22 protein-coding genes and 1 pseudogene are annotated in these 23,256 nt (G+C 41.0%); 17 read left to right on the top strand and 6 right to left on the bottom strand.

What is annotated here, in order from left to right:
• The first annotated feature begins 1 nt into the window (after position 1).
• From abc-f to Q7O90_RS02270, 4 genes are all read left to right on the top strand, one after another.
• Entirely contained in the window at positions 2 to 1,915 is a 1,914-nt protein-coding gene (gene abc-f / locus Q7O90_RS02285) for a ribosomal protection-like ABC-F family protein (protein WP_304126941.1), read from the top strand.
• A gap of 321 nt (positions 1,916 to 2,236) precedes the next feature.
• The gene (locus tag Q7O90_RS02280) at positions 2,237 to 3,454 is read left to right on the top strand and encodes an iron-containing alcohol dehydrogenase (protein WP_304126938.1); all 1,218 of its coding nucleotides are present in this window, start codon (positions 2,237 to 2,239) and stop codon (positions 3,452 to 3,454) included.
• A 294-nt stretch (positions 3,455 to 3,748) separates the two neighbouring features.
• On the top strand, positions 3,749 to 3,976 hold the full coding sequence (gene acpP, locus Q7O90_RS02275; protein WP_106056433.1) for an acyl carrier protein: 228 nt from the start codon (positions 3,749 to 3,751) through the stop codon (positions 3,974 to 3,976).
• A gap of 38 nt (positions 3,977 to 4,014) precedes the next feature.
• Positions 4,015 to 4,668: a redox-sensing transcriptional repressor Rex gene (locus tag Q7O90_RS02270; RefSeq protein ID WP_304126936.1), complete on the top strand. Its 654-nt coding sequence runs from the start codon at positions 4,015 to 4,017 to the stop codon at positions 4,666 to 4,668.
• Between the two features lie 141 nt (positions 4,669 to 4,809).
• Here Q7O90_RS02270 and Q7O90_RS02265 read toward each other — a convergent pair whose 3' ends face one another.
• Complete coding sequence (locus Q7O90_RS02265; protein ID WP_106056437.1) at positions 4,810 to 4,977, bottom strand: DUF362 domain-containing protein; 168 nt, start codon at positions 4,975 to 4,977, stop codon at positions 4,810 to 4,812.
• Between the two features lie 112 nt (positions 4,978 to 5,089).
• Here Q7O90_RS02265 and Q7O90_RS02260 point away from each other — a divergent pair, with 112 nt between their 5' ends.
• Positions 5,090 to 5,944 (top strand): hypothetical protein, encoded by an 855-nt coding sequence (locus Q7O90_RS02260; RefSeq protein WP_304126934.1) that lies wholly within the window; start codon positions 5,090 to 5,092, stop codon positions 5,942 to 5,944.
• Between the two features lie 174 nt (positions 5,945 to 6,118).
• On the opposite strand, the gene Q7O90_RS02255 is transcribed toward Q7O90_RS02260, so the two are convergent.
• Together Q7O90_RS02255 and Q7O90_RS08220 are read right to left on the bottom strand one after the other, a co-directional pair.
• Positions 6,119 to 6,823: a LysR family transcriptional regulator substrate-binding protein gene (locus Q7O90_RS02255; RefSeq protein ID WP_304126932.1), complete on the bottom strand. Its 705-nt coding sequence runs from the start codon at positions 6,821 to 6,823 to the stop codon at positions 6,119 to 6,121.
• 15 nt (positions 6,824 to 6,838) lie between these two features.
• Positions 6,839 to 7,009, bottom strand: a pseudogene (locus Q7O90_RS08220) (LysR family transcriptional regulator); the annotation flags it as partial.
• A 162-nt stretch (positions 7,010 to 7,171) separates the two neighbouring features.
• Here Q7O90_RS08220 and Q7O90_RS02250 point away from each other — a divergent pair.
• The 4 genes from Q7O90_RS02250 to hypB are packed head-to-tail and all read left to right on the top strand — an operon-like array spanning position 7,172 to position 12,058.
• On the top strand, positions 7,172 to 8,209 hold the full coding sequence (locus Q7O90_RS02250) for a DUF5692 family protein (RefSeq protein ID WP_304126929.1): 1,038 nt from the start codon (positions 7,172 to 7,174) through the stop codon (positions 8,207 to 8,209).
• Positions 8,210 to 8,238: 29 nt separating this feature from the next.
• Positions 8,239 to 11,031 carry an FAD-dependent oxidoreductase gene (locus Q7O90_RS02245; protein ID WP_304126927.1) on the top strand — a complete coding sequence of 931 codons (2,793 nt, stop codon included), beginning with the start codon at positions 8,239 to 8,241 and terminating at the stop codon, positions 11,029 to 11,031.
• Positions 11,032 to 11,036: 5 nt separating this feature from the next.
• Positions 11,037 to 11,387: a hydrogenase maturation nickel metallochaperone HypA gene (locus tag Q7O90_RS02240; RefSeq protein WP_273135505.1), complete on the top strand. Its 351-nt coding sequence runs from the start codon at positions 11,037 to 11,039 to the stop codon at positions 11,385 to 11,387.
• A gap of 2 nt (positions 11,388 to 11,389) precedes the next feature.
• The gene (gene hypB, locus Q7O90_RS02235; RefSeq protein WP_304126926.1) at positions 11,390 to 12,058 is read left to right on the top strand and encodes a hydrogenase nickel incorporation protein HypB; all 669 of its coding nucleotides are present in this window, start codon (positions 11,390 to 11,392) and stop codon (positions 12,056 to 12,058) included.
• A 59-nt stretch (positions 12,059 to 12,117) separates the two neighbouring features.
• Here the strand turns inward: hypB and Q7O90_RS02230 are convergent, their stop codons facing one another.
• Genes Q7O90_RS02230 through Q7O90_RS02220 form a run of 3 tightly spaced genes read right to left on the bottom strand, consistent with a single transcriptional unit; the run spans position 12,118 to position 13,770 of the window.
• Positions 12,118 to 12,630: a hypothetical protein gene (locus Q7O90_RS02230; protein ID WP_304126924.1), complete on the bottom strand. Its 513-nt coding sequence runs from the start codon at positions 12,628 to 12,630 to the stop codon at positions 12,118 to 12,120.
• 39 nt (positions 12,631 to 12,669) lie between these two features.
• Entirely contained in the window at positions 12,670 to 13,140 is a 471-nt protein-coding gene (locus Q7O90_RS02225; RefSeq protein ID WP_304126921.1) for a hypothetical protein, read from the bottom strand.
• A 54-nt stretch (positions 13,141 to 13,194) separates the two neighbouring features.
• A complete protein-coding gene (locus tag Q7O90_RS02220; RefSeq protein WP_304126918.1) occupies positions 13,195 to 13,770 on the bottom strand; it encodes a hypothetical protein in 576 nt (191 codons plus the stop codon).
• 153 nt (positions 13,771 to 13,923) lie between these two features.
• On the opposite strand from Q7O90_RS02220, the gene fba reads away from it, so the two are divergent.
• The 8 genes from fba (at position 13,924) to prmA (ending at position 23,253) form a co-directional block, all read left to right on the top strand.
• Entirely contained in the window at positions 13,924 to 14,865 is a 942-nt protein-coding gene (fba, locus tag Q7O90_RS02215; protein WP_304126915.1) for a class II fructose-1,6-bisphosphate aldolase, read from the top strand.
• Between the two features lie 105 nt (positions 14,866 to 14,970).
• Entirely contained in the window at positions 14,971 to 16,359 is a 1,389-nt protein-coding gene (gene larC / locus Q7O90_RS02210) for a nickel pincer cofactor biosynthesis protein LarC (RefSeq protein WP_304126912.1), read from the top strand.
• A complete protein-coding gene (locus Q7O90_RS02205) occupies positions 16,359 to 17,063 on the top strand; it encodes an HAD family hydrolase (protein ID WP_304126910.1) in 705 nt (234 codons plus the stop codon). The genes larC and Q7O90_RS02205 overlap by 1 nt, the downstream gene beginning before the upstream one ends.
• Positions 17,064 to 17,094: 31 nt before the next feature.
• Positions 17,095 to 17,583: a zinc ribbon domain-containing protein gene (locus Q7O90_RS02200; RefSeq protein ID WP_304126907.1), complete on the top strand. Its 489-nt coding sequence runs from the start codon at positions 17,095 to 17,097 to the stop codon at positions 17,581 to 17,583.
• Between the two features lie 94 nt (positions 17,584 to 17,677).
• Positions 17,678 to 18,685, top strand: a complete 1,008-nt coding sequence (locus tag Q7O90_RS02195; RefSeq protein ID WP_304126905.1) for a serine acetyltransferase — start codon at positions 17,678 to 17,680, stop codon at positions 18,683 to 18,685.
• 43 nt (positions 18,686 to 18,728) lie between these two features.
• A complete protein-coding gene (locus tag Q7O90_RS02190; protein ID WP_304126903.1) occupies positions 18,729 to 21,362 on the top strand; it encodes a translation factor GTPase family protein in 2,634 nt (877 codons plus the stop codon).
• Between the two features lie 92 nt (positions 21,363 to 21,454).
• Entirely contained in the window at positions 21,455 to 22,279 is an 825-nt protein-coding gene (locus tag Q7O90_RS02185; protein WP_304126899.1) for a deoxyribonuclease IV, read from the top strand.
• The gene (prmA, locus tag Q7O90_RS02180; RefSeq protein ID WP_304126896.1) at positions 22,276 to 23,253 is read left to right on the top strand and encodes a 50S ribosomal protein L11 methyltransferase; all 978 of its coding nucleotides are present in this window, start codon (positions 22,276 to 22,278) and stop codon (positions 23,251 to 23,253) included. Before Q7O90_RS02185 ends, prmA begins: the two co-directional genes overlap by 4 nt.
• Positions 23,254 to 23,256 lie beyond the last annotated feature (3 nt).

Below are 23,256 nucleotides of genomic sequence, written 5' to 3'. Positions count from 1 at the left end.
TATGCTTGTAATGTCGGCAAAAGATATATGCAAGTCGTACGGAACTGACATCATCATAGAGGATGTTTCGTTTTCTGTAAATAAAGGAGACAAAGTTGGAATAGTCGGTCCGAACGGAGCTGGAAAAACCACATTGCTAAGCATAATTGCAGGCGAGAATGAACCGACTAGCGGCGATGTTTTTATCCGCAGTGGGTATGTCGTCGGGTATCTCAAACAGAAGGATCACTTTTTCTCAGAAGGAACAGTTATCGAGGAAGCTGCGAAGACTTTTACGCACTTTTATGAGATGGAAGCGGAGATTTCAAGCCTGGAGAAGGCAATCTCTGATACGAATAATCCGAGATTTGATCAAGATCTAGAAGCCTATACCCACCTTATGGATGAGTATAAAGCTATTGGTGGATATTCATACAAGAGCGAACTAATCGGTGTACTGGCGAGTATGGGATTTGGTGCAGATACTCACGATAAGGAGATAAGCATGCTTTCTGGCGGTGAGAAAACCAGACTTGCACTGGCTTGTATGATGCTTCAAAAGCCAGATATCCTCATGCTTGACGAACCAACTAATCATCTCGATCTTAAGATGCTTGCTTGGCTCGAGTCATTCCTAAAGACTTATAAAGGGACGATAATCGTTGTATCTCATGACAGATATTTTTTGGATAGGATAGTGAATCGCATATTTGATATGCGAGGGACGCACCTTGTAGATTATCGCGGGAATTACTCAGAATACCTCGTAAAGCGTAGTGAGCGCGAAGAGGTGATGAGACGAGAGTACGAAAAGCAACAGAAAGAAATCGCTAGGCAGGAAGAAATAATCCGCAGATTTAAGCAGCATAATACGGAACATCTTGTCAAGAGGGCACAGTCTAGAGAGAAGAGGCTTGCGCATTTAGAAGTGCTGGATAGACCGTCACTTAAGCAGGCCGAACTGAAACTATCATTTGATGCTGACTTTCAGAGTGGTAAGGATGTAATCATGACAGAAGAGCTGTCTAAGAGCTTTGGAGAGAAGCAGCTCTTTAAGGATGTCAAGTTTGATATCAAAAGTGGAGAGAAGATATGTTTTATCGGAGAGAATGGTGTAGGTAAAACCACCCTGCTGCGCATCATCATGGGCGAGGAAGAAGCAGATGAAGGATATTTAAAAATCGGATATAATGTTGATTTTGGCTATTATGACCAGGGGCAGCTTTTACTTGATGAGAACGAGACTGTATTAGGTGAGATGAAAAACGCATATCATCTCTATACCGACACGGAAATGCGAAATATCCTCGGTAGATTCCTATTTAGAGGTGACGATGTATTCAAAAGCGTCTCGTCGCTTTCAGGCGGAGAAAAAGCGAGATTGTCGCTTCTAAAGCTAATGTTATCCGGGGCTAATACCCTAATCTTCGACGAACCGACCAATCATCTTGATATTGAGTCAAAGGAAATTGTTGAGGCGGCAATTATGGAATTCAAAGGGACAGTTCTCATCGTATCTCACGACAGATATCTTCTCAGTAAGATTCCCGACAGAATCCTCGAGCTAAGACACGAAGGAATAAGGGAATACAAAGGCAAGTTTGATTACTATCTCGAGAAAAGTTCAGAGTTTGACAAGCAAGATAACGATATTGGTGACGATGAAAATACAAATGATGAACTAAGCGCTGAAGAAGAGCGTAGACGCAGGAAGGAACGAGAAGCTGAAGAGAGGCGCAGATCTCGCAGGGTCTCTGAATTAGAAGCGATTATTCACGATATAGAGGCCAAGATTGATGATATCGAGTCTGAAATGTGTAAGCCTGAACATGCTTCTGATGTGTTCTATCTCAGGGAGGCTGGTGACAAGGCTGATGAGTACAAGACCGAACTCGAGAGCATTTACGACGAATGGCTCAGCTTACAGGAAGACTGATAGTTGAATAATCTTAATAATGTGTGAAGGGCTGCAGTCGGCAGCCCTTTTTCCATGTCTGTTTATAATTTCATGAACGATGATTATCCAGTATACTAATCGGATTAATAGCACAACTGATGCAAAGTGCAGCGGAAATAGTAAGACCCTAACTTAATAAAATGATTAATCTAAATGAAATAAAATTATAATTTCATAAAAAATATTTATAATATATGACAAATCTATCAGTGATAACAATTTGCAGCAAATATTGATTTCATGAGACAATATCGTTAAGATTGTATCAAAATAGTAAGTTTTACTGAGGAGGTATTTGAGATGATGAGATTTACAAATCCTAGGGATTTATATCATGGAAAGGGTGCTCTGGAAGCACTTAAATCGCTAAAAGGTAAGAAGGCTGTTATTTGCGTTGGTGGCGGAAGCATGAAGAGGTTCGGTTTCCTAGATAAGGCTCAGCAATATCTGGAGGAAGCGGGTATGGAGGTTGCTCTAATCGAGGGAATTGAGTCAGATCCATCTGTAACTACAGTGATGGATGGTGCCCGTAAGATGCTCGAATTTGAGCCTGACTGGATTGTTGCAATTGGTGGAGGCTCTCCAATTGACGCTGCGAAGGCTATGTGGATTAAGTACGAGTACCCAGAATGTACATTTGAAGATATGTGCAAGGTGTTTGGTCTTCCTGAGCTTCGAAAGAAGGCGCACTTTTGCGCAGTATCCTCTACATCGGGAACGGCTACAGAAGTTACTGCTTTTTCCGTAATTACTGACTATGATAAGGGTATCAAATATCCACTCGCAGATTTTCAGATTACACCAGATGTAGCTATTGTCGATCCAGATCTTGCAGAGACGATGCCACAGAAGCTTGTAGCTCACACAGGAATGGATGCTCTTACACATGCGATAGAAGCCTTTGTATCATTAGCCGCATCAGATTACACGGATGCACCAGCTTTATACGCTATACAGATGATTCAGAAGAATCTAGTTCCGTCATATGAGGGAGATATGGAAGCGAGAGATGCTATGCATAATGCACAGTGTCTAGCTGGAATTGCATTCTCAAGCGGACTGCTCGGTATAGTACACTCTATGGCACATAAGACAGGAGCTGCATTTGACGATTATGGTGCGCATATCATCCATGGTGCTGCAAATGCAATGTACCTGCCAAAGGTTATCGCATTCAATGCAAAGGATGAGAGGGCTGCGGAGAGATTTGCTGTAATTGCAGATACACTCAAGTTAGGTGGAGAGAGCAGAGATGAGAAGATTAAAAATCTGATTGAATGGCTGAGAGGTATGAATAACGCTTTAAATATACCTCACGGCATCAAAAATTACGGTGCAGATAGCTATCCAGCAGATCAAGGATTTGTTCCAGAAGATGTATTCCTAGCAAGATTACCTGAGATTGCAAAAAATGCTATCCTCGATGCTTGTACCGGTGCAAACCCTCGTAAAATTAATCAAGAAGAAATGGAAAACCTACTTAAGGCCTGCTACTACGATACAGAGGTAGACTTTTAAAACTCATTAATACATTACTAATATTTCTTTTAATATGTAAAAGGAAGAGTCTTATCGAAGAAAAGCATGGGGCCGTGATATGACCCCAGCCTTTTCTTTCTGATAATGTGGGGATACCTCACTATAAAAATAAAATCAATTGTTAAATCGCGAATTATAGCTCTACAAATATGAAAAAATATACGGAATTATTTACATTTATCGTGATTAATATGCATATGATTGATAAAAAACTTGCAAGAATTGATTGTATAATTTATAATTAACGTTGAATTTCAAAAGGAGGTTAGAGCTATGACTTTTGATACAATAAGAGATATAGTAGTCGAGCAGCTTGGAGTTGATGCTGATATGGTTCAGATGGACACCAACTTGATGAAAGATCTCGAAGCAGATTCGCTTGATGCTGTAGAAATCATTCTTGGCGTTGAGGAAGCTTTCGGTCTAGACATTCCAGATGAAGAAGCTGAAAAGTTTGAGACTGTTAAGGATTTAGTAGAGTACGTAGATTCACACAAGTAAGAAACACGAAAATTGTCGAGTTGGGGTGGGAAGTATTTATGAAAAGCAACAATACAAAGGTATCAAATGCGATTATCCGCAGACTACCAAGATATAGAAGATATTTGAACGAACTTCGTAAGCAGGGCGTTAAGAAAATCTCTTCTAATGAATTAAGTGAGCTTATTGGTTATACTGCATCTCAGATTAGACAGGATCTCAATACATTTGGTGGCTTTGGCCAGCAGGGATACGGTTATTCAGTTGATTCTCTATTCAATGAGATTAACAAGATTCTAGGTCTTGACCGTGAGTACAAGACTATCGTAGTTGGTATTGGTAATCTTGGTCAGGCAATCACGAACTACACTTATTACTACAAGATTGGATTTAATATCGTTGGTCTCTTCGATGTTAATCCAAAGCTAGTAGGTCTAAGCATCAATGATGTACTTGTTCGCGATTTTTCTGAGATGAGCGATTTTGTAAAGGAAAATGACATAGATATTGCGATTATCTGCGTTAACCGTGAGAATGCGCAGAAAGTCACAGATGTTCTTGTCGATGCTGGTATAGAGGGAATCTGGAATTTTGCACCAGTAGATCTCAATGTGCCAAACGATGTCGCTGTTGAGAATGTTCATCTAAGTGATAGTTTACACACACTGTCGTTCTTAATCAGAAGCAATGAGCTAGAAGATGCTGAGAAGTAAATAGTTAGACATAATTCAAAGAAAAGAAATGGTTGGGCAGTGCCCAGCCATTTTGTTTGTATAAATTTTGAGGTAGGAGCATAAAAAAAACCCTGTACAAAGCACAGGGGTTTTTGCTACCTTTGGTATATCCTTAACGGATTATTCCTGAGCAGGTGCTCCTACTGGACATACATCTGCGCAAGCTCCGCAGTCAATGCAAGTATCTGCATCGATTACATAAGGTGTTCCCTCTGTAATAGCCTCTACAGGGCAACCATCCATGCAAGCACCACAGCTGATGCAATCTTCGCTAATCTTATAAGCCATAATAATCCTCCTATGATAAACAATTCATTTAATTTCTTTATCTGCATTGTATCATGGTATAATGGGTTTGATAAAGTTAACTTTTTGTGAAGTTTTCAAGGAATAATGTTATATGAAGGTATATTCATTTACAGGAAAAAGTGGGACTGGTAAGAGCTATCAAGCAATTAGGGTTGCTAAAGAAAAGGGGATTCCGGCGCTGATTGATGATGGTCTTTTGATTTATAAAAATAAAATTGTGGCAGGTAGATCAGCCAAAAAATGTGAATCTAGAGCTAAAGCTATGCGCACTGCACTTTTCAATTATGAGGATCACCGAATCGACGTACAGAAAAAAATTAAATCCCTCAAGATTAAGAAAATACTCGTGCTCGGTACATCTGACCATATGGTGGACATAATAACCGACACACTAGAAATACCAAGGGCTATAGAGAGACTATACATAGAGGATTATACCAGCGCCGGTGAACGTAAACTTGCAGCGGAGCGTCGCTACAACCATGGGGAACACGTTATTCCGGCGCCAATGGGTGATTTAAAGAGAGATTTTGCAGGGTATTTCATGAACCCACAGAGATTTCTCAAAAATTGGAACCTCGCTAACGATGAGACAGATAAGTATGAAAAAACTGTGGTTATGCCACAATACGCCTATAATGGAAATTATACGATTAATGAGAACGTAATTGGTGATATTATCAGGATTGTGGCTAGGAAGTATCGACGGAACATCAGGGTGACGAATTTTTATAACAATGGTAAAACTGGCAGTCTGGTAATCGAGCTGGATCTAAAGGTCAGGAAGACTGTCGATTGTATGCGCTCCTGCATTATCCTCCAAAGGGACGTTAAGCGCAGCATTGAGCAGATGACTTCGTTTCAGGTAAAGTGCGTAAATGTTAACATCAAGGAGCTAGTGCTCGACCGCGAGATAATACGTAATCATGGCAGGAAGCAGGCGTGAAGAAGCGAAACCTGAAACTGAAATAGTGGAGGCGTTAATCGATAAATTTTCCATATTTACATATCTAGTACGAAACATAAAAACGATGATTCATATCACCTAAATGCATTGATCAAAAATATCAGCCCGCGGGATATCACCTGCAGGCTGATGTTTTGTTTATATCACATATATCTATATTTTTTTTAATTCGAATTGCTTTAGGTAGTTTAAATACTTTTTTTCACTTGAAGAAAGTTCATCTATAGGACGATGTCCTATACCGTATACGAATTTTATATCTGGCTCAATTGGTATAGCCTGTATATTTGAATTATTTGGCAGATTATTCGAAAATTCAACAGAATGAAGTGAAATCCCCATTCCAGCCTTTAGTAGCTCAATACTTCCTATTGAACTACCTTCGTACGTAGGACAAAATTCAAGCTCCTGCGCAATCATGGCATCTTTAATAATAGTCTGGAGAGTGGAGTTCCTCCCAGGTATGAGTATCTTCTCGCCAGACAAATCCTTAAGCGATAGGCTGGTTTTGTTAGCGAGTGGATGAGATGTATTAACTAATGCTACAAATTTAGTTTCAACCATTGGCAGAAACTCATAATTCCCAGTTAACTCACTAGGAGGAAATGCCGTAAATAGATTGTATTTTCGTTGTTTAAACATCTCTAGCAAGCCTATTTCATCTGCCTCGATAAGATTAAAATTTATATCGGGTTCAGCAATCATAAATCCAATCATATACCCTGCAAGGTCGTAATACTGTGGATTTGAGATAATTCCAACAACGAGTTTGTTGTTATCCCTGGAGCTAAATAGTTCTAACTCATTCGAGTACGAGTCGCATAGTCCAATTATCTTTTTTGCATAAGGCAAAAACATGATTCCTGCTTCAGTTAACCTAATTGATCGCGTGGTTCGAATAAATAATTGTGCCCCGAGTTCCTTCTCAAGAATTCTTATATGTTTAGATAATGATGATTGTGATATAAATGAATCCTCGGCAGCCTTGCTAAAATTAAGATTGCTAGCCAATAAAATAAATTCTTTTATATGTTCTGTATTCATAACGTGCCTTTCGATTAACGAAGCTATATATTCTAATATAGAATAAATACTATCATATTTTGAATTGCGGGACAACGTGAAACAAGATTACAATTGATAAAAAGATATCAATCACAGATGTCGGATAAAACGCTACGAATTATTTATTGAAGGAGGCGCCAAATGTTATTCCAGGTTTATGGTGATAACTCATTTTACCAGCTAATTGGATGGGTTATGGTTTTTGCAGGACTTATTATTACAAATGAGATTCAGAGAAGATCTAAAGCGGGAGGCTGTTTTTTCTTTTTCGTGTTACCGGCGGCACTAACTGCTTATTTTATCGCTATCTATATCGGTGCGGCTAATGGTGCTTCCTGGGCGCTTAAGAACCCTACATACGTTCATATGACCAGCTGGTTCCATTATGCTAAGCTCTATGCAGCTACAGCAGGATGCATAGGGTTTATGATGCTCAAATACAAGAAGGGCATTGGAAAGACCGAATGGTTTAAAGTCTTTCCGTTTGTAATTGTGGCTATTAACATAGTAATCGCAGTATGTAGCGATTTCGAGAGTGCAATAAGAGGATCTATTGCACTGGCTAATACAGGCACGAGATGGTGGTTATCCTCTGAAGGTGTATGGCTTTACGGTGGCTGGTGGAATGTAGCCAATGGTGTTGCAGGCATTATAAACATATTCTGCATGACTGGATGGTGGGGGATTTATCAGTCTAAAAAGAAAGATGATATGCTATGGCCGGATATGACATGGGCTTATATACTAGCTTATGATATTTGGAATTTTGAGTATACGTATTTAAATCTTCCAACACATTCGTGGTACTGCGGATTTGCGCTACTATTAGCACCAACTGTTGCAGCGATGTTCTGGAATAAAGGTGGATGGATTCAGAATCGTGCCAATACACTCGCTACTTGGTGTATGTTCGCACAAGTATTCCCAATGTTCCAAGATTATAGCAGATTCTCCGTAATACCAAGCTTATACGCAGATGGTTTCATGAAGTCCAATATTCACCCAACTGCCGCTAATCCTAGAGCTGGTGGAGTTGTTGCAATCGCTTCAATTCTTATTAACCTTGCAATATTTGCATACATCGTTAAACGAGCAAAAGCTCAGGGCATTAATCCATACAAAAAAGAAGTATTTAAAGGTACACGTGACTTTGAGGAGGCTATGGCGAGAGCAGCATAATCAGATTCTAGTGATTATAGGAGAGCAGTATGATTAATTACGATAAGATTAAAGGAAATAAAAAACCAGAATGTGTTAAGGATGACGGCCCCATTCGCGAACCGATAGTTAAACTTGCTAAGATGATTACCGATAGACCTGCACAGCATCTAGGTCTTAAGAAGATTACAAAAGATGACCCGGAGTATTGGGGGCTGGCAGCTTTAATTTCTGACGAGGAGGCTGAGCTAGCGAGTAAACTCGGAGTGAGGAAACCAAAGACATTTGAAGAAATTCATAAGCTTTCTGGCATGAGTGAAGAGCACTGCAGGAAACTCATAGATCATATGTCCGAACAGGGCATTCTCGAGTATAATTGGGAGAATCTAGATGGTACAAATCCTAAGAATGAAAAGAGATACATAGTTCCTATGTTTGTACCTGGAGTTGGTGAATTTGCAGCTATGCATGAGACCAATATGAATGAGCATCCGGAGCTTGGTCGATTTTTCGAGAGGATGACGTTTCTTCCTCTTGAGAGAGTAACTAAAATTGTTCCGCCTGGGGGTGCTGGTGTTGGAATGCATGTTATTCCTGTAGAGCAAGCAATTTCAATGGAGGAGACTTCTATCTCTGTTGAGCATATTTCGCACTGGCTTGAGAAATATGAAGGCAAGTATGCGGCGAGCCCATGCTCTTGCCGTAAATCTAACTGTTCATACGACGAAGGCTGCGCTGACGATTTTAACGATTGGTGCATAGCTGTCGGTGATATGGCGGATTACGTTGTAGAAACGAAGAAGGGCGGACGATACATTTCCAAAGAAGAGGCGCTTGAGATATTTAAAAAAGCAGAGGATAATGGATTCGTTCATCAGATTACTAATATTGACGGAGAGCAGAAGATATTCGCAATATGCAACTGTAATGTAAACGTATGCTATGCATTAAGAACGTCACAGCTATTCAATACTCCAAATATGTCGCGCTCATCATATGTTGCAAGAGTAGAGAAAGAAAATTGCGTTGCTTGTGGCAGATGTGTAGAGTACTGTCCAGCAGGTGCGGTTAAGCTTGGTCAGAAGCTATGTAAAGCGGACGGGTCGGAAGTTAAGTATCCAAAGAGTTCTATGCCTTCACTTGAGAAGTGGGGTCCTGAGAAATGGGATATAGATTATAGAGACAATAACCGCATCAATTGCTATGAAACTGGAACTGCTCCTTGTAAAACGGCCTGCCCTGCTCATATTGCAGTTCAGGGTTATTTAAGACTTGCGGCACAAGGAAAATATAAGGAGGCTCTAGAGTTAATAAAGAGAGAGAACCCATTTCCAGCGGTTTGCGGTAGAATCTGCAACAGAAGATGTGAAGATGCATGTACGAGAGGGACTATCGATCAGGCAGTAGCAATTGATGAAGTGAAGAGGTTTATCGCACAGCAAGATCTTGACAGCGACAGAAGATTTGTCCCTGATAAGGTTATACCTAAGGTGTGTGGGGAGTTTGACGAAAAGATTGCCATAATCGGTGGCGGACCAGCTGGTTTAAGTTGCGCATATTATTTAGCTATAAAGGGATACAGTCCAACAATATTCGAGAAGGAACGCAGAATGGGTGGAATGCTTACCAATGGAATTCCTAGTTTTAGACTTGAAAAGGATGTTGTAGAGGCAGAAATCGATGTGCTAAAAGAACTTGGTGTCCAATTTAGATGTGGAGTTGAAGTAGGTAGGGATATCACGATTCCAGAGCTAAGGGAGCAAGGTTTCAAAGGATTCTACTTAGCTGTTGGACTGCAGTCTGGCGGAGAGCTAGATATAAGTGGAGCTGATGCAAATGGCATTATATCTGGTATCGATTTTATGCGTAGTGTTAATCTCGGCGATGCAACTGAACTAAAGGGACGAGTGGTTGTTATCGGTGGTGGTAATATCGCTTGCGATGTTGCTAGGACAGCCATAAGACTTGGTGCAGATGCCGTGGATATGTATTCCCTTGAAGAATATGAAAAGATGCCTTGCGGCGAAGAGGATAGAAGTGAGTGTGAACGTGATGGAATAACGATTCATGGTGGATGGGGACCAATCTCTATTTCAAAAAATGAAGATAATTGTGAAGCGATATCGTTTAGAAAGTGCCTCAGAGTGAGAGATGACGAAGGTAGATTTGCTCCAAGGTTTGATGATAATGATCGTGTGACTGCTAGATGTACCACCGTAATTTACTGTATAGGTCAAAAGGTAGAGTGTGGAGAGATACTTGAAGGTACTGATATTGAACTTAATGCAAATGGGACTGTAAAGGCGGATCCAGTTACATATCAGACGGACGAACCGGATATCTTTGTTGGAGGCGATGTTTACACTGGTCAGAAGTTCGCTATCGATGCGATTGCCGCAGGTAAAGAAGGGGCTGTATCTCTTCATAGATTTGTACAGCCACGATCAAGCCTTACGTTAGGGAGAGATCGCAGAAACTTTGTTGAATTTAATAAAAAAGATATGAGCGTAAACGAAGAGTCATTCGATAATTCACCAAGAGAGAGAATTGGATATAATGAAGCGCTGGCAAGGACGTTTAAAGATGAGAGAATCTCCTTTACCGAAGAGCAGGTCAAGAAGGAAACTTCAAGATGTTTATCGTGTGGAGCCTCAATCGTAGACGAGAACAAGTGTATCGGGTGCGGTGTATGTACTACGAAATGTGGATTTGACGCAATTAAGCTACATCGTGAACATCCAGAATGTTCCAAGATGGTACCTAGCGAAGAAAAGATGAAACACATAATCCCATACGCGATCAAACAGGCAGTGAAAGTAAAGATTGCAGGAAAGAAAGGTTAAATTTCATGCATGAACTTGGAGTGGTATTTCATATTATCGATGAACTGAAAGTTGTTGCAGATGACAACAATGTGACCAGGTTTTCTAAAGTCGTCCTTGAACTTGGGGAGGTATCTTCTGTAATACCCTCATATCTTGAGGATTGCTGGAAATGGGCATCTGCAAAACATGAATTTGTTTCAAATGCTGAGCTCTTGATTGAAACTATTCCGGCAGTTACTTACTGTGAGGCATGTGCTCGTGAATATTCAACCGTAAAGCATGGACGTACTTGCCCATATTGTGGGAGTGGGAATACTTATTTGATACGTGGTAATGAATTTATGATTAAGGAAGTAGAAGTACCAGAGGTTTAGAGATGGATAAAGTAAAAGTAATTGAAGTAAGGGAAAGCGTTTTTGCAAATAACGATAGAGAGGCGGATAGGGTACGAGAGAAACTAAAATCTAAGAAGACATGCCTAATAAATCTAATGTCATCACCTGGTGCTGGTAAGACCACTACTCTTCGCAGGTTAATTGGTGATTTGAGTACTGAAATTTCAATTGGGGTAATGGAGGCAGACATCGATTCCACTGTAGATGCGGAGGCTATCGCTGAAACTGGAGCAAAGGCTATACAGATACACACAGGTGGGATGTGTCATCTTGATGCTGGAATGACTGAGCAAGGGCTTGATGAGATAGGATATGAAGACTTTGACATGTTGGTACTCGAAAATGTTGGGAATCTAGTATGTCCTGCGGAGTTCGACACCGGTGCCACTTTCAATATGTCGATCTTATCTGTTCCAGAAGGTCATGATAAACCTCTCAAATACCCTCTCATGTACGAGGTGTGTAAAGCACTTGTTGTTAATAAGGTTGATGTGTTGCCGTATTTTGATTTTGATATGGAAAAATTAATGGAATATGCAACAAGGAGAAATCCAAGCATCAAGATATTCCCCGTTTCTGCTAAGACTGGAGAAGGCTTTGAAGAGCTCGAGGAATGGTTAAAATCTGAAGTAGCTATATGGAATTCATAAAAAACAGCAGCCCGCAGGATATCACATGTGGGCTGCTGTTTTTATTTCTGATTGTGAAGCTATCTCTCTATATGCTCGTTAATAATGTCTATATAGCGATCAAGCCTCGGTAATAGTAGTTTTTGAATTATCTTTTCAAACCTATTTTGCGTAGGTATCGCAAATATAAATGTCACAGCTATTAATAAAGCTCCTACCATAAAGCATATCAAGGCAAGTGGCAACATTTCTGTAATAATCTGAGCCATGATACCTATCAGGAAGAGAAGACCACTCTCAACAAACAAAAATATTGGCAGTGGAGCCTTGTATCCTCTAGGCTCAGCTTCATAAGATAGGTTTGAAGTTCCTCCGGACGTCGACACGATATCGAATTTTAAAGTTTTTATGTTGATCAATAAACCGGAAAGATTTCTGCCTTCGGGAGTTTTTTGCAGAGCCTTTATCGCTTTACGATCTAAAGAATAACTTTGAGGGTTGTCCACGCCCTTATATGAAAGGAGTCCCTTAAGAGCGATTTGAACGACTTCGGCTGGAGCGTTAATATTTACGTTCCCTTTTAATATATTCATTATATATTACTCCTTAAATTTTGATTGCTAAGCAGAGCTTTAAATATCCTTCTTTTCGCTATGCATTAGCCAGATGATAAACGCTATTTCAGCGATTGAAGCTAATACACCTAAAATCAGAGCTAGGCCTCCGATCACAAGGATAAAAATGCAGATTAATACTCCAAATATATCCAGGAGCATAGGAATCAAGTAGAGCGCTTGTCTTTTCTTTATATCAAAATTATCATTTAAATCGGCTGCATTATTTAAGCATAGTGCTAATACCGTAACGGATGCGATCAATAATAATATAAAGACAAATCCCATGAACATCAGCTTGAATAGCGTAGTTATATCCTGATAGAAGAAGTAGCTGCTACCGACTACGATGTCATTTGATATCGATGTTCCTAGGGTAAGATAAAGCACGATACGTATTACTGCGAAACAAATGTATGCTATTAACGATCGTTTGATTGACTTTTCTAGCTTTTCTTTCGAATAAAACTTAGTCTCTATGTTTTTCATATCTCTCTTTGACAAATATCTCTTTAGTTCTAATAAATCGCGTTTAAGCTCTGATTATGCTTCGGTGTTATCCGAAGTGCTATTGTCTTCAGACTTAACTTCGTAATCGACATCGACAGGTGCAGCTTCAGCTTCTTGTTCAGCTGGTACAGCCTCTGCCTTCTGTACAGGTTCAGCCTTGGTAGAAGTATCATTATCAGAAGACTTCTTAAGTTCTGCAACTGCGCCAAAATCAAGGTTGCTTTCAAAGTTGCTCTCGCCCTGTAGTTTTCTGAACTGGGTGATCGATACTCCGCAGAGAATCCACGTGATAATTCCAAGTACGAGTCCGAGTAATGCGAGTATGCCTGCGATAACAGCTCCGACGATGAGCAGTATAAATCCGGTGTTCTTGCCATGGTTCTTGGTCATAAGTATTGCTGAACAAATGGTAACTACCACTGATACGATTAAGAGACCGATAAGTGTGGCTCTCTGTAAAGTGAACATCTCCATGTAGTAACCGCAGTATCCGAAATTAGATGATACATACGAGTTTGTAATTTTAATTACTATAAACGCTATTACTGTAGCGATTATGAGTACGGTGTTGAGAATTATACCTTTCTTTGCAATGCTCTGTTCTGTCATAACTATTCCTTTCTTAACAAAAAATATCTACTAAATTGTAACATATTTGAGCCTATACACATAGTTTTTTATCTACATTCTGTGTGTTATAATGTAAATTAATCATGAAGGTTACGGTCATTTGAAATTCGAACCGAGAAAGGGAGGTTATTAATGGCACTTGTAACAACAACAGAGATGTTTAAGAAAGCATACGATGGAGGCTACGCTATCGGAGCTTTTAATGTTAATAATATGGAAATCGTACAGGGAATCACCGAAGCTTGCAAAGAAGAGAATTCACCGGTGATACTTCAGGTGTCAAAGGGTGCTCGCTCTTATGCTAGCCATACTTATCTCATGAAGCTCGTTGAGGCAGCGGTTATGGACTGTCCTGACATTCCAATTGCACTTCACCTTGATCACGGTCCGGACTTCGAGACTTGTAAGTCATGCATAGATGGTGGGTTTACTTCTGTAATGATTGACGCTTCTTCAAGACCTTTTGAAGAGAATATTGAAATTACTAAGCAGGTTGTGGATTATGCGCATAAGTATGGCGTTGTAGTTGAAGCTGAACTTGGTACACTGGCAGGCATTGAGGACGATGTGGTTGTTTCAGCTGAGGATTCATCATATACTCGACCTGAAGAGGTTGAGGAGTTTGTGCGTAGAACTGGTTGTGACTCACTTGCAATTGCGATTGGAACGAGTCATGGAGCATTTAAATTTAAACCGGGCACTAAGCCACAGCTAAGGTTTGATGTGCTTCACGAGTGCGAGAAGAAACTGCCAGGATTTCCAATAGTACTTCATGGAGCATCGTCTGTTCCACAAGAGTATGTGCACATGATAAATGCTTATGGTGGAGCGATGAAGGATGCGATAGGTGTTCCGGAGGATCAACTAAGAGAAGCTGCTCGTTCGGCAGTATGCAAGATTAATATAGATTCAGATCTTAGACTAGCGATGACAGGCTCAGTTAGGAAGCATCTTGTTGAGTGCCCTGCAGATTTTGACCCTAGACAGTATCTGAAGCCTGCAAGGACTAATATCAAGGAGCTTGTAAGGCACAAGATTGTAAATGTTCTTGGCTGTTCAGGAAAAGCGCTATAATACTTGAAAAATATCATTTTAAGAGGTTAAGAGCATTGCGCAGAGCGCAATGCTCTACTATTATAGACATATGAAAAAATAATTACATTTGTTTAAGAGGTTTAGATGAAAATGCTTTATTTTGACTGCGCGACTGGTATCAGTGGCAATATGGCTATTGGAGCGCTTTTAGAGATTTGTGATGGTGAGCAATATTTGAGAGATGAGCTCGCCAAGCTTGGAGTTCCAGGATATCAATTAAATGTAATTAAGAGAGATTCTCATGGAATTGACGGAACATATGTTGAGGTATTAGAGGCTAATACAGGAATACCAGTAGATGCAATACATGATGGGAACACGAATGTAGGTAGCAGTGCTACTCTAGGGCTCCATCACGGACATACTCATAGTCATCATCACGGGCTTGATTCCAGTCCAGAACACCACTCTCATGGTCACCATCACGACCATGACCACTCTTTAGACAATCACTGTCATAATCATCAAGATGACAATGATAATAATCACAATCACAATCACGTTCATAGGACATATGCTGATATTAAGCAAATAATAGAAGGCAGTGGAATTACAGAAGCTGCAAAGGAACTCTCTAGATCCATGTTTCAGAAAGTTGCAGCTGCTGAAGCGGCAGTTCATGGTAAGCCGATAGATGAGGTGCATTTTCACGAGGTTGGTGCTATTGATTCGATAGTTGACATTGTCAGTGTAGCAATTCTGATGGATTACATAAAGCCAGATAGAGTTATATCAAGTGTTGTTTCTGACGGATACGGCACGATTAAGTGTGCGCATGGGGTGCTAAGCGTTCCAGTGCCGGCAACATCGATGATATATAAAAATGAAAAGATTAGATTTAAGCAAATCGAAGTTCCAACGGAACTCGTAACACCTACGGGAGCAGCGATTATATCTACTTTTGCCGAGTCATATGGTCTGATGCCGGAGATGAATCTAAATAAAATAGGTATCGGAGTTGGCAACCGCAATATCGGTGGACCTAATACACTTAGGGTGTTTCTCGGAGAAGAGGTAACAGTAGATGGCGAGACTCAGAATGATGATATCATAGTTATAAACTCCAATATCGATGATTCAAGTGGCGAGGACCTCGGATATGTGCTCGAGAAACTTATGGATGCAGGTGCTCTTGATGTTTCCTATTCTCCAATCTTTATGAAGAAAAATAGACCTGCGTATAGGCTCGAAGTTATATGTAGGGCCGAAACTAGAGAGAAACTCAGCGAAATCATCTTTGACGAAACAACTACAATTGGTGTTAGATATTATCCAGTGCAGCGTGAGGAACTTACGAGGGATAGAACTCTGGTCGATACGGAGCTAGGATGTATTGAAGCAAAGCAGGTCTCGACGCCATCTGGGCACACGTATACATATCCGGAGTACGAGAGCATGAAGGCAATAGCTTCAGAGCTTGGGATATCGATAAAGTCAGTGCGAGCTGCATTTGAGAAGGGATTGAGAGATTGATGTATAAAGCTGCAATTTTTGATATGGATGGAACTATTCTTGATACTATAACGGATCTCAAGGACAGCACCAATCATGCGCTTAAAGTAAACGGGCATAGATGTGATTACAATGTGAGAGACGCGGCAAGATTTTTTGGTAGCGGAGTAAAGGTTGCCATGGCTAGGGCGCTAGCGACTGAAGCTGGATACAGCGACGATGAGGTTGATCTCATAGGTGTCGAGACATCCTATGAGGGTGACGAAGCTGAGCTGACAGCGGTAATTAACTCATTTGAGGAATGGTACCCTGATCATTGTGATGAGAAGACTAAGCCTTTTGAAGGCGTGATCGAAGCGATTAATGATTTGAGGCGTCAAGAGGTAAGGGTAGCAGTAGTGTCCAACAAGATGCATGAGGCTGCGGTGATTCTCGCTGATAGATACTTCCCCGGAATTTTCGAATATGTTCAGGGTGTAGATGACAAAATCAGGAGGAAGCCTAATCCAGACGCAACACTTAGGATACTTGAACTCATGGGTATTGACCGAGATGAGGCAGTGTATATAGGCGATACCGAGGTAGATATCAAAACTGCACATAATGCAGGGTTAAAATGCATAAGTGTCGATTGGGGATTTAGAAACAGAATGTTTTTAGAGGGTGCTAGAGCTAACCCGATTTGCTCCGATATGGAGGCACTGGTTGCAGCTATTACTAAATAGCATATATTACTGATAATTTATGGAGGAAAATGTGGGAGCAACTAAGCTGAATTGCACCGGAGAGTGTATGTTTGTCGTAAATAAAAAGGTGTCTAGGGCTAATTCGTTTAATTTTGTTTGCGACTATGTCCTCATTGGAGATGATAAGGGACCAATAGATGGAGCGCGAATCAACATTAACGAACAGCTTTACGCAGTGTTATTCTACGAAAAGCGCCATTTTATATCTCTTATTGTAAAGAGGCCAACACCATATGCCATTTCTCTAGTGTTCCGGAATAAGGCGGATTACGATGATGTGCTTGCACTGCTCGAAATGACTGCTAATGAAACTAGATTTAGCCGCCAGGATTTCAAGATTTCTAGCTATGCGAACAGGATTATTGATAAGCTTCGAGATGGAGTAGAGCTTGCGATTATGGATGCCGTAGATAAATCTAGTGTCACGGTCTGTCCAGAGTGCGGTGTTGAGGTGCAACCTGGAGCTTTGTACTGCATGGAGTGTGGGGCTGAGCTCTAAATATAGAATCATATATGACGACATTAACCGTATATAAAATCTACACTAATGGGATATAGGAGTGCTGCGTAAGGTTTATAGAGAGGAGACTTAAGTGGATAAAGATACAATGATGATGGAGACTTGTCATGCTAGTGACACTAGAATTACTGAAGAAATCGATAAGGATATGAGTGATTTGGCTGAGCAGCTCCTAGAAGATTATAAGCAGGATCGTGACATCGATGCCATTAGAATGTATGAGCTACCTGAGCAGAAAGCCATTAAGGAAATCATTCGTGAGCTGATGATGGTGCTTCTTCCAGGATATTATCGTGAGAAATCTTATCGTACTTATAGTGTAGATAAGAAAATTCTTGTCATTTTAGAAGATGTGATGTTCATGATGACTAAACAGATAGAAAAAGCCTTACTTCATAGACCCGAGTTTGAAGATGCATGCATAGCGATTAGGCAGGATGAGGCTAAGGAAATTGTAAAGTTGTTTTTTAAGCAGATTCCTAAGATCAGAGAATTTCTTAATACTGATATAATTGCCACATATGAAGGAGATCCTGCGGCAAATAGCAAGGATGAAATCGTTCTCGCGTACCCGGGGCTTTATGCTACAGCTATTTATAGGCTTGCTCATGAACTTCATGAACTGGATGTTCCACTAATTCCAAGGATTATGACTGAGTATGCGCACAGAAAAACCGGTGTGGATATTCATCCAGGAGCAACGATTGGTAAATACTTCTGTATGGACCATGCAACGGGCGTAGTAATAGGATCAACCTCCGTAATCGGCGAACACGTTAAGGTATATCAAGGGGTTACCATAGGTGCACTTTCTACAAAGGCGGGTCAAAAGCTTCATGGAACAAAGAGGCATCCAACAATTGAGGACAATGTTACACTGTACTCTGGAGCATCCGTACTAGGTGGAAACACTGTAATCGGAGAGGGTGCTGTAATCGGAGGAAATGCATTCGTAACAAAGTCCGTAGATCCTCATACGACCGTAACAATTAAGACGCTTGAAATGGTTTATGACAAGCAGTCGCACAAGGCGGGGCAGGAGAAAGAACGTAAGCAGGACGAGTGGTTTTACGTGATTTAACTGTATTGATTTATAAGAGAAAATTTTTTAAGAGGGAGGGAGCATGAGTAAGCAGCTGACACTTGGGATATTGGCACATGTTGATGCGGGTAAGACTACGCTCAGTGAAGCCATGCTCTATACCGCTGGAACAATAAGAAAACTAGGACGAGTCGACAATGGCGACTCGTTCTTCGACAATTATGAGGTTGAAAAAAATCGCGGGATTACTGTTTTCTCAAAGCAGGCGAGACTAAACTGGAATGATAGTCAAATCACTATACTCGACACTCCTGGGCATGATGATTTTTCGGCTGAAATGGAGAGAGTTCTCGATGTAATAGACTATGCATTACTAGTTGTGAGTGGTGTGGATGGACCTCAAAGCCATACAGAGACAGTCTGGAGGCTCCTCAGAACACGAAAAATTCCGACGTTTGTATTCATCAATAAGATGGATCTTGCTATCGCTGATAGGCACGAACAGATCAGCCGCATCAAGGGCAGACTTGGTGAAGGATTCGTCGATTTTAGTGTAGGTAATAACGACGAAGATTTTATAGATGGTGTGACATTTTATTCTCCGGAGCTTGCGGAGGATTTTTTGAACAATCTTAAATTGTCGGAAGAAGGTGTCCGCAGGGCAATCCGAGAGTGCCAGATATTTCCGTGCTTATTCGGATCAGCTCTCCACCAGGATGGAGTAGATAAATTGCTCGATTTACTATCATCATACACCTTCGGCTTTGATGAGCTTAGAGGAGGAACCTCATCAGACGATAAAATGGGGGCGCTGGTCTATAAGATAGCCCGTGATCAGAGGGATGAGCGAATCTCATTTATACGAGTAATGCAAGGTGTGCTTCACCTAAAGGATAACGTCGCAGTCAGAACCGAAAGCGGTGAACTACTGCATGAAAAGATCAATCAGATAAGAATTTACTCCGGTCAGAAATACACGATGGTAGATTCAGCATCTCCTGGCGACATATGCGCAATAACTGGTGTAGGCTCATCAAGAGCAGGCGGGGGAATAGGAGCACTTGCGGAGGATGAGACGAGAAACGGGATAATTGAACCATACCTTTCTTATATAATCATTCCTGAAGAACGCGTGGAGCAAAACAAGTTTGTAACGGATATGAGAGTGCTCGAAGAAGAAGACCCAAAGCTGCATATTTCCGTAGAGCAGGGTCTCCGTGGTGTTAATATCAGGCTTATGGGTGAGGTTCAGCAAGAGATTCTTGAAACTCAGATAATGAGCAGGTTTGGATATAGAGTTCGCTTTGAGGCAGGAAATATAATCTATAAGGAGACTGTAATAGAGGCAGCTGAAGGCATTGGTCACTTTGAACCACTTAAGCATTATGCTGAAGTACATCTAATTATTAGACCAAGTGAGCGCGGAAGTGGTATCGTCACAGATAGCATTATCCCAGAGGACGTTTTAAGTAGAAATTGGCAAAATTTAATACTATCGCATCTAGATGAGAGGGTATTTCGTGGCGTGCTGATTGGAGCCCCGCTCACAGATGTGCGCATTACATTAGCTGCAGGAAAAGCTCATGAAAAACACACTGAAGGGGGCGATTTTAGACAGGCCACTTATAGAGCGGTTAGAAATGGACTTCTGCGTGGTAATTGCCGCATACTAGAACCTTGGTTTAGCTTTGAGATAAAACTGCCTAGTGCTAATATTGGAATGGCTATGACCGATATAAGGAATGCTTCCGGGTCGTTTAGTGAGCCAATTATTGATGGTGATATGTCTACTTTGAAAGGAAAAGCGCCTGTAGTATCATTAATTGACTATCAGAGAAAGCTTACTTCTTACACAGGTGGTAGAGGGCATATTAGCTGCATGCTAATTGGGTATGACTTTTGTCATAACGAATCAGAAGTTATTGAGGAGTCAAAGTACGAACAAGATAAGGATGAAACAGAGACAGGAGATTCAATATTCTGTTACCATGGGGCTGGGAGGACTGTCAAATGGGATGAGGTTCAAGACTATATGCATCTACCCTTTGTGCTCGAGGAAGAAAAGGATTCTGGTATAAACGAAGATTCCGCTAGAGCTGAAACAATGGCGGCTGGCCGCAAACTAGCGAGTGATGCAGAGCTGCTGGCGATATTTGAGAGGACATACGGGAAAATTTCAAAGGGAAATCTAGTAAAGCATAAGACAAAACCGAAAGAGTCCGAATATCGAGCTATGGAGCAGCAGAAGCGTTCACTTCATAGACTTGAAAGAATTGGAAAGCCAGATACTCACTTCGTTATAGATGGCTATAACCTTATAAATGCTGATGAGCATATGAAAGAACTTTCTAAGGCTGATATTGGGGCGGCTAGGGATCATCTGATAAATATTCTTGCGAATTATCGCGGATATCTAGGATGCAAGATGACTATCGTCTTTGATGCGTACAGAGTGCCATACAGCTTCGGAAGAAAATATAAAGTAAGTGATACCGAGGTAGTATATACTAAGGAAAATGAGACAGCGGACGCATATATCGCTGAGCTTACAAAAGAGATTGGGAAGCGAGAAAGTATTACGGTGGTATCATCTGATGCACTCGTTCAAGAGATGTCGCTAGGGCACGGCGCTCTCAGGGTATCATCTCGGGAATTCCTTCTTGATATCGAAACAGCTCTGCAGGAGATTAGAGAGTTCCTCGATGAAAATAGATAGGAAAATTGATTAGAAGGATAGAATTAACATTATAGTTATATAATATTAGACATAATTGTAAGGCTAGGAGTAAAGAGAGAAAGGGACTGTAGATGGAGAAATATTTGGGATGCCACCTATCGTCTTCAGATGGGTTTGAAGCGATGGGAAAAGCTGCACTATCGATTGGTGCAAATACATTTGCGTTTTTTACTAGAAATCCACGTGGTGGTAAGGCGAAGGCAATCGATGAAGCCGATGCACAGGCTTTGATAAAGCTGATGGATGAGCACAACTTCGGAAAGCTTGTAGCTCATGCACCGTACACGCTAAATCCATGCTCGGGTAAGGAAAGCGTGAGGGAATTTGCACGAACATGCATGCTAGAAGATCTAAAGCGAATGGAATATTTGCCAGGAAACTACTATAATTTCCATCCTGGCAGTCACGTTGGCCAAGGCAGTGAACTGGGAATACAGATGATTGTTGATACGCTTAACCACGTGATGTGGGAGGACCAGCATACAGTAGTTCTACTCGAGACAATGGCTGGCAAGGGTAGTGAAATAGGTAAGAATTTTGAAGAGCTTCGGCAGATTATCGATGGCGTAAAAATCAAAGATAAGATAGGGGTTTGCCTTGATACATGCCATATAAGTGATGCGGGATATGATGTGAAGAATGACTTCGCTGGAGTGCTGGAGGAGTTCGATAGAATTATAGGGTTAGATAGACTATGTGCGCTACATATCAATGATAGCAAGAATCCTATGGGGGCGGCAAAGGATAGACATGAGAAGATTGGTGACGGAGAAATAGGTCTTGATGCGATGCTGTCAGTAATTAATAACCCACATGTAATAGGGCTTCCATGCATCCTCGAGACCCCGCAGGAAGACCTCGAAGGTTATGCGAGAGAGATTGAGACACTTAGATGAAATATTACGAAATAAAAATTGAAGTATCGGAGCTCGGAATTGAACCGATGCTGGCAGCGCTTATCTGTGAAGGTATAGATACTGCAGAAGTAAACGATCCAGCAGATGCTCTATTTATGAATGATCAACTTGGTGAGACAGATTACCTAGCACCAGAGGATTTTAAAAGGGAGAGTAGCAAGTCGCCAAGTCTTGTAGTATATGCAGCGGATGATATGACAGCTGATAGTACTATTAATGCGGTGAAGAAGGCTGCCAAAACAGTTAGAGAAAATGCAGAAAAAGGTCTATTCGGCACTGTTACTGATCTCGGCTCATTGAAGGTAACGGTCAATATCAGGGGCGACGAAGAGTGGAAAGACCGCTGGAAGGAATTTCTTAAGCCAGCTGCACTTGGATTTAGCTACATAGCTGCCCCTCCATGGGTAGATATTGCTGACTATTCAAAGGAATTTGAATCTGATAGAGAGATTATACGCATAAATCCAGGCATGGCCTTTGGGACTGGTCTTCATGAAACCACTTCGCTATCAGCAGATTTGCTAGAATCGTATATCAATGAGGGCGATAAGGTGCTGGACGTAGGCTGCGGCACAGGAATATTATCTATATTAGCTAGTAAGCTCGGAGCTAGTGAAGTGCTAGGTATAGACATAGATGATGAGGCAGTGGCAGCTTCAATAGAAAATAGCGAGGCTAATGACGTGCATAATGTGGTTATTAAAAAAGCTGATTTGACAGAAGGAGTGGACTTTAAGGCAGATATAGTAGTAGCCAACCTTCTTACAAATCTTGTCATTCGTCTCACTGGTGACATCCGTAATCACCTTGATAGTGGCGGAAGATACATAATGTCTGGTATACTAACTACTCAGCAAGATAAGGTGATTGCAGCACTTAAGGAGAACGGCTTTGAAATGTTAGCAGTTGCTCAACTAGGAGAATGGTGTGCCATCGCAGCTGAACTAATATAAAAG

The organism is Mogibacterium diversum (assembly GCF_938028775.1).
Classification (GTDB): Bacteria; Bacillota; Clostridia; order Peptostreptococcales; family Anaerovoracaceae; genus Mogibacterium; species Mogibacterium diversum_A.
This window is presented reverse-complemented; position numbering and strand designations above follow the sequence as displayed.

Bases quoted from the DNA above. Each gene is read 5' to 3' on its own strand.
- hypB (WP_304126926.1), top strand. From the start codon at position 11,390: ATGGATAAAGTAAAAGTAATTGAAGTAAGGGAAAGCGTTTTTGCAAAT.
- fba (WP_304126915.1), top strand. From the start codon at position 13,924: ATGGCACTTGTAACAACAACAGAGATGTTTAAGAAAGCATACGATGGA.
- Q7O90_RS02205 (WP_304126910.1), top strand. From the start codon at position 16,359: ATGTATAAAGCTGCAATTTTTGATATGGATGGAACTATTCTTGATACT.
- Q7O90_RS02280 (WP_304126938.1), top strand. From the start codon at position 2,237: ATGATGAGATTTACAAATCCTAGGGATTTATATCATGGAAAGGGTGCT.
- Q7O90_RS02240 (WP_273135505.1), top strand. From the start codon at position 11,037: ATGCATGAACTTGGAGTGGTATTTCATATTATCGATGAACTGAAAGTT.
- Q7O90_RS02190 (WP_304126903.1), top strand. From the start codon at position 18,729: ATGAGTAAGCAGCTGACACTTGGGATATTGGCACATGTTGATGCGGGT.
- Q7O90_RS02220 (WP_304126918.1), bottom strand. From the start codon at position 13,770: ATGACAGAACAGAGCATTGCAAAGAAAGGTATAATTCTCAACACCGTA.
- Q7O90_RS02250 (WP_304126929.1), top strand. From the start codon at position 7,172: ATGTTATTCCAGGTTTATGGTGATAACTCATTTTACCAGCTAATTGGA.
- Q7O90_RS02245 (WP_304126927.1), top strand. From the start codon at position 8,239: ATGATTAATTACGATAAGATTAAAGGAAATAAAAAACCAGAATGTGTT.
- Q7O90_RS02260 (WP_304126934.1), top strand. From the start codon at position 5,090: ATGAAGGTATATTCATTTACAGGAAAAAGTGGGACTGGTAAGAGCTAT.
- Q7O90_RS02185 (WP_304126899.1), top strand. From the start codon at position 21,455: ATGGAGAAATATTTGGGATGCCACCTATCGTCTTCAGATGGGTTTGAA.
- acpP (WP_106056433.1), top strand. From the start codon at position 3,749: ATGACTTTTGATACAATAAGAGATATAGTAGTCGAGCAGCTTGGAGTT.
- Q7O90_RS02225 (WP_304126921.1), bottom strand. From the start codon at position 13,140: ATGAAAAACATAGAGACTAAGTTTTATTCGAAAGAAAAGCTAGAAAAG.
- Q7O90_RS02230 (WP_304126924.1), bottom strand. From the start codon at position 12,630: ATGAATATATTAAAAGGGAACGTAAATATTAACGCTCCAGCCGAAGTC.
- larC (WP_304126912.1), top strand. From the start codon at position 14,971: ATGAAAATGCTTTATTTTGACTGCGCGACTGGTATCAGTGGCAATATG.
- Q7O90_RS02265 (WP_106056437.1), bottom strand. From the start codon at position 4,977: ATGGCTTATAAGATTAGCGAAGATTGCATCAGCTGTGGTGCTTGCATG.
- Q7O90_RS02255 (WP_304126932.1), bottom strand. From the start codon at position 6,823: ATGTTTTTGCCTTATGCAAAAAAGATAATTGGACTATGCGACTCGTAC.
- abc-f (WP_304126941.1), top strand. From the start codon at position 2: ATGCTTGTAATGTCGGCAAAAGATATATGCAAGTCGTACGGAACTGAC.
- Q7O90_RS02270 (WP_304126936.1), top strand. From the start codon at position 4,015: ATGAAAAGCAACAATACAAAGGTATCAAATGCGATTATCCGCAGACTA.
- prmA (WP_304126896.1), top strand. From the start codon at position 22,276: ATGAAATATTACGAAATAAAAATTGAAGTATCGGAGCTCGGAATTGAA.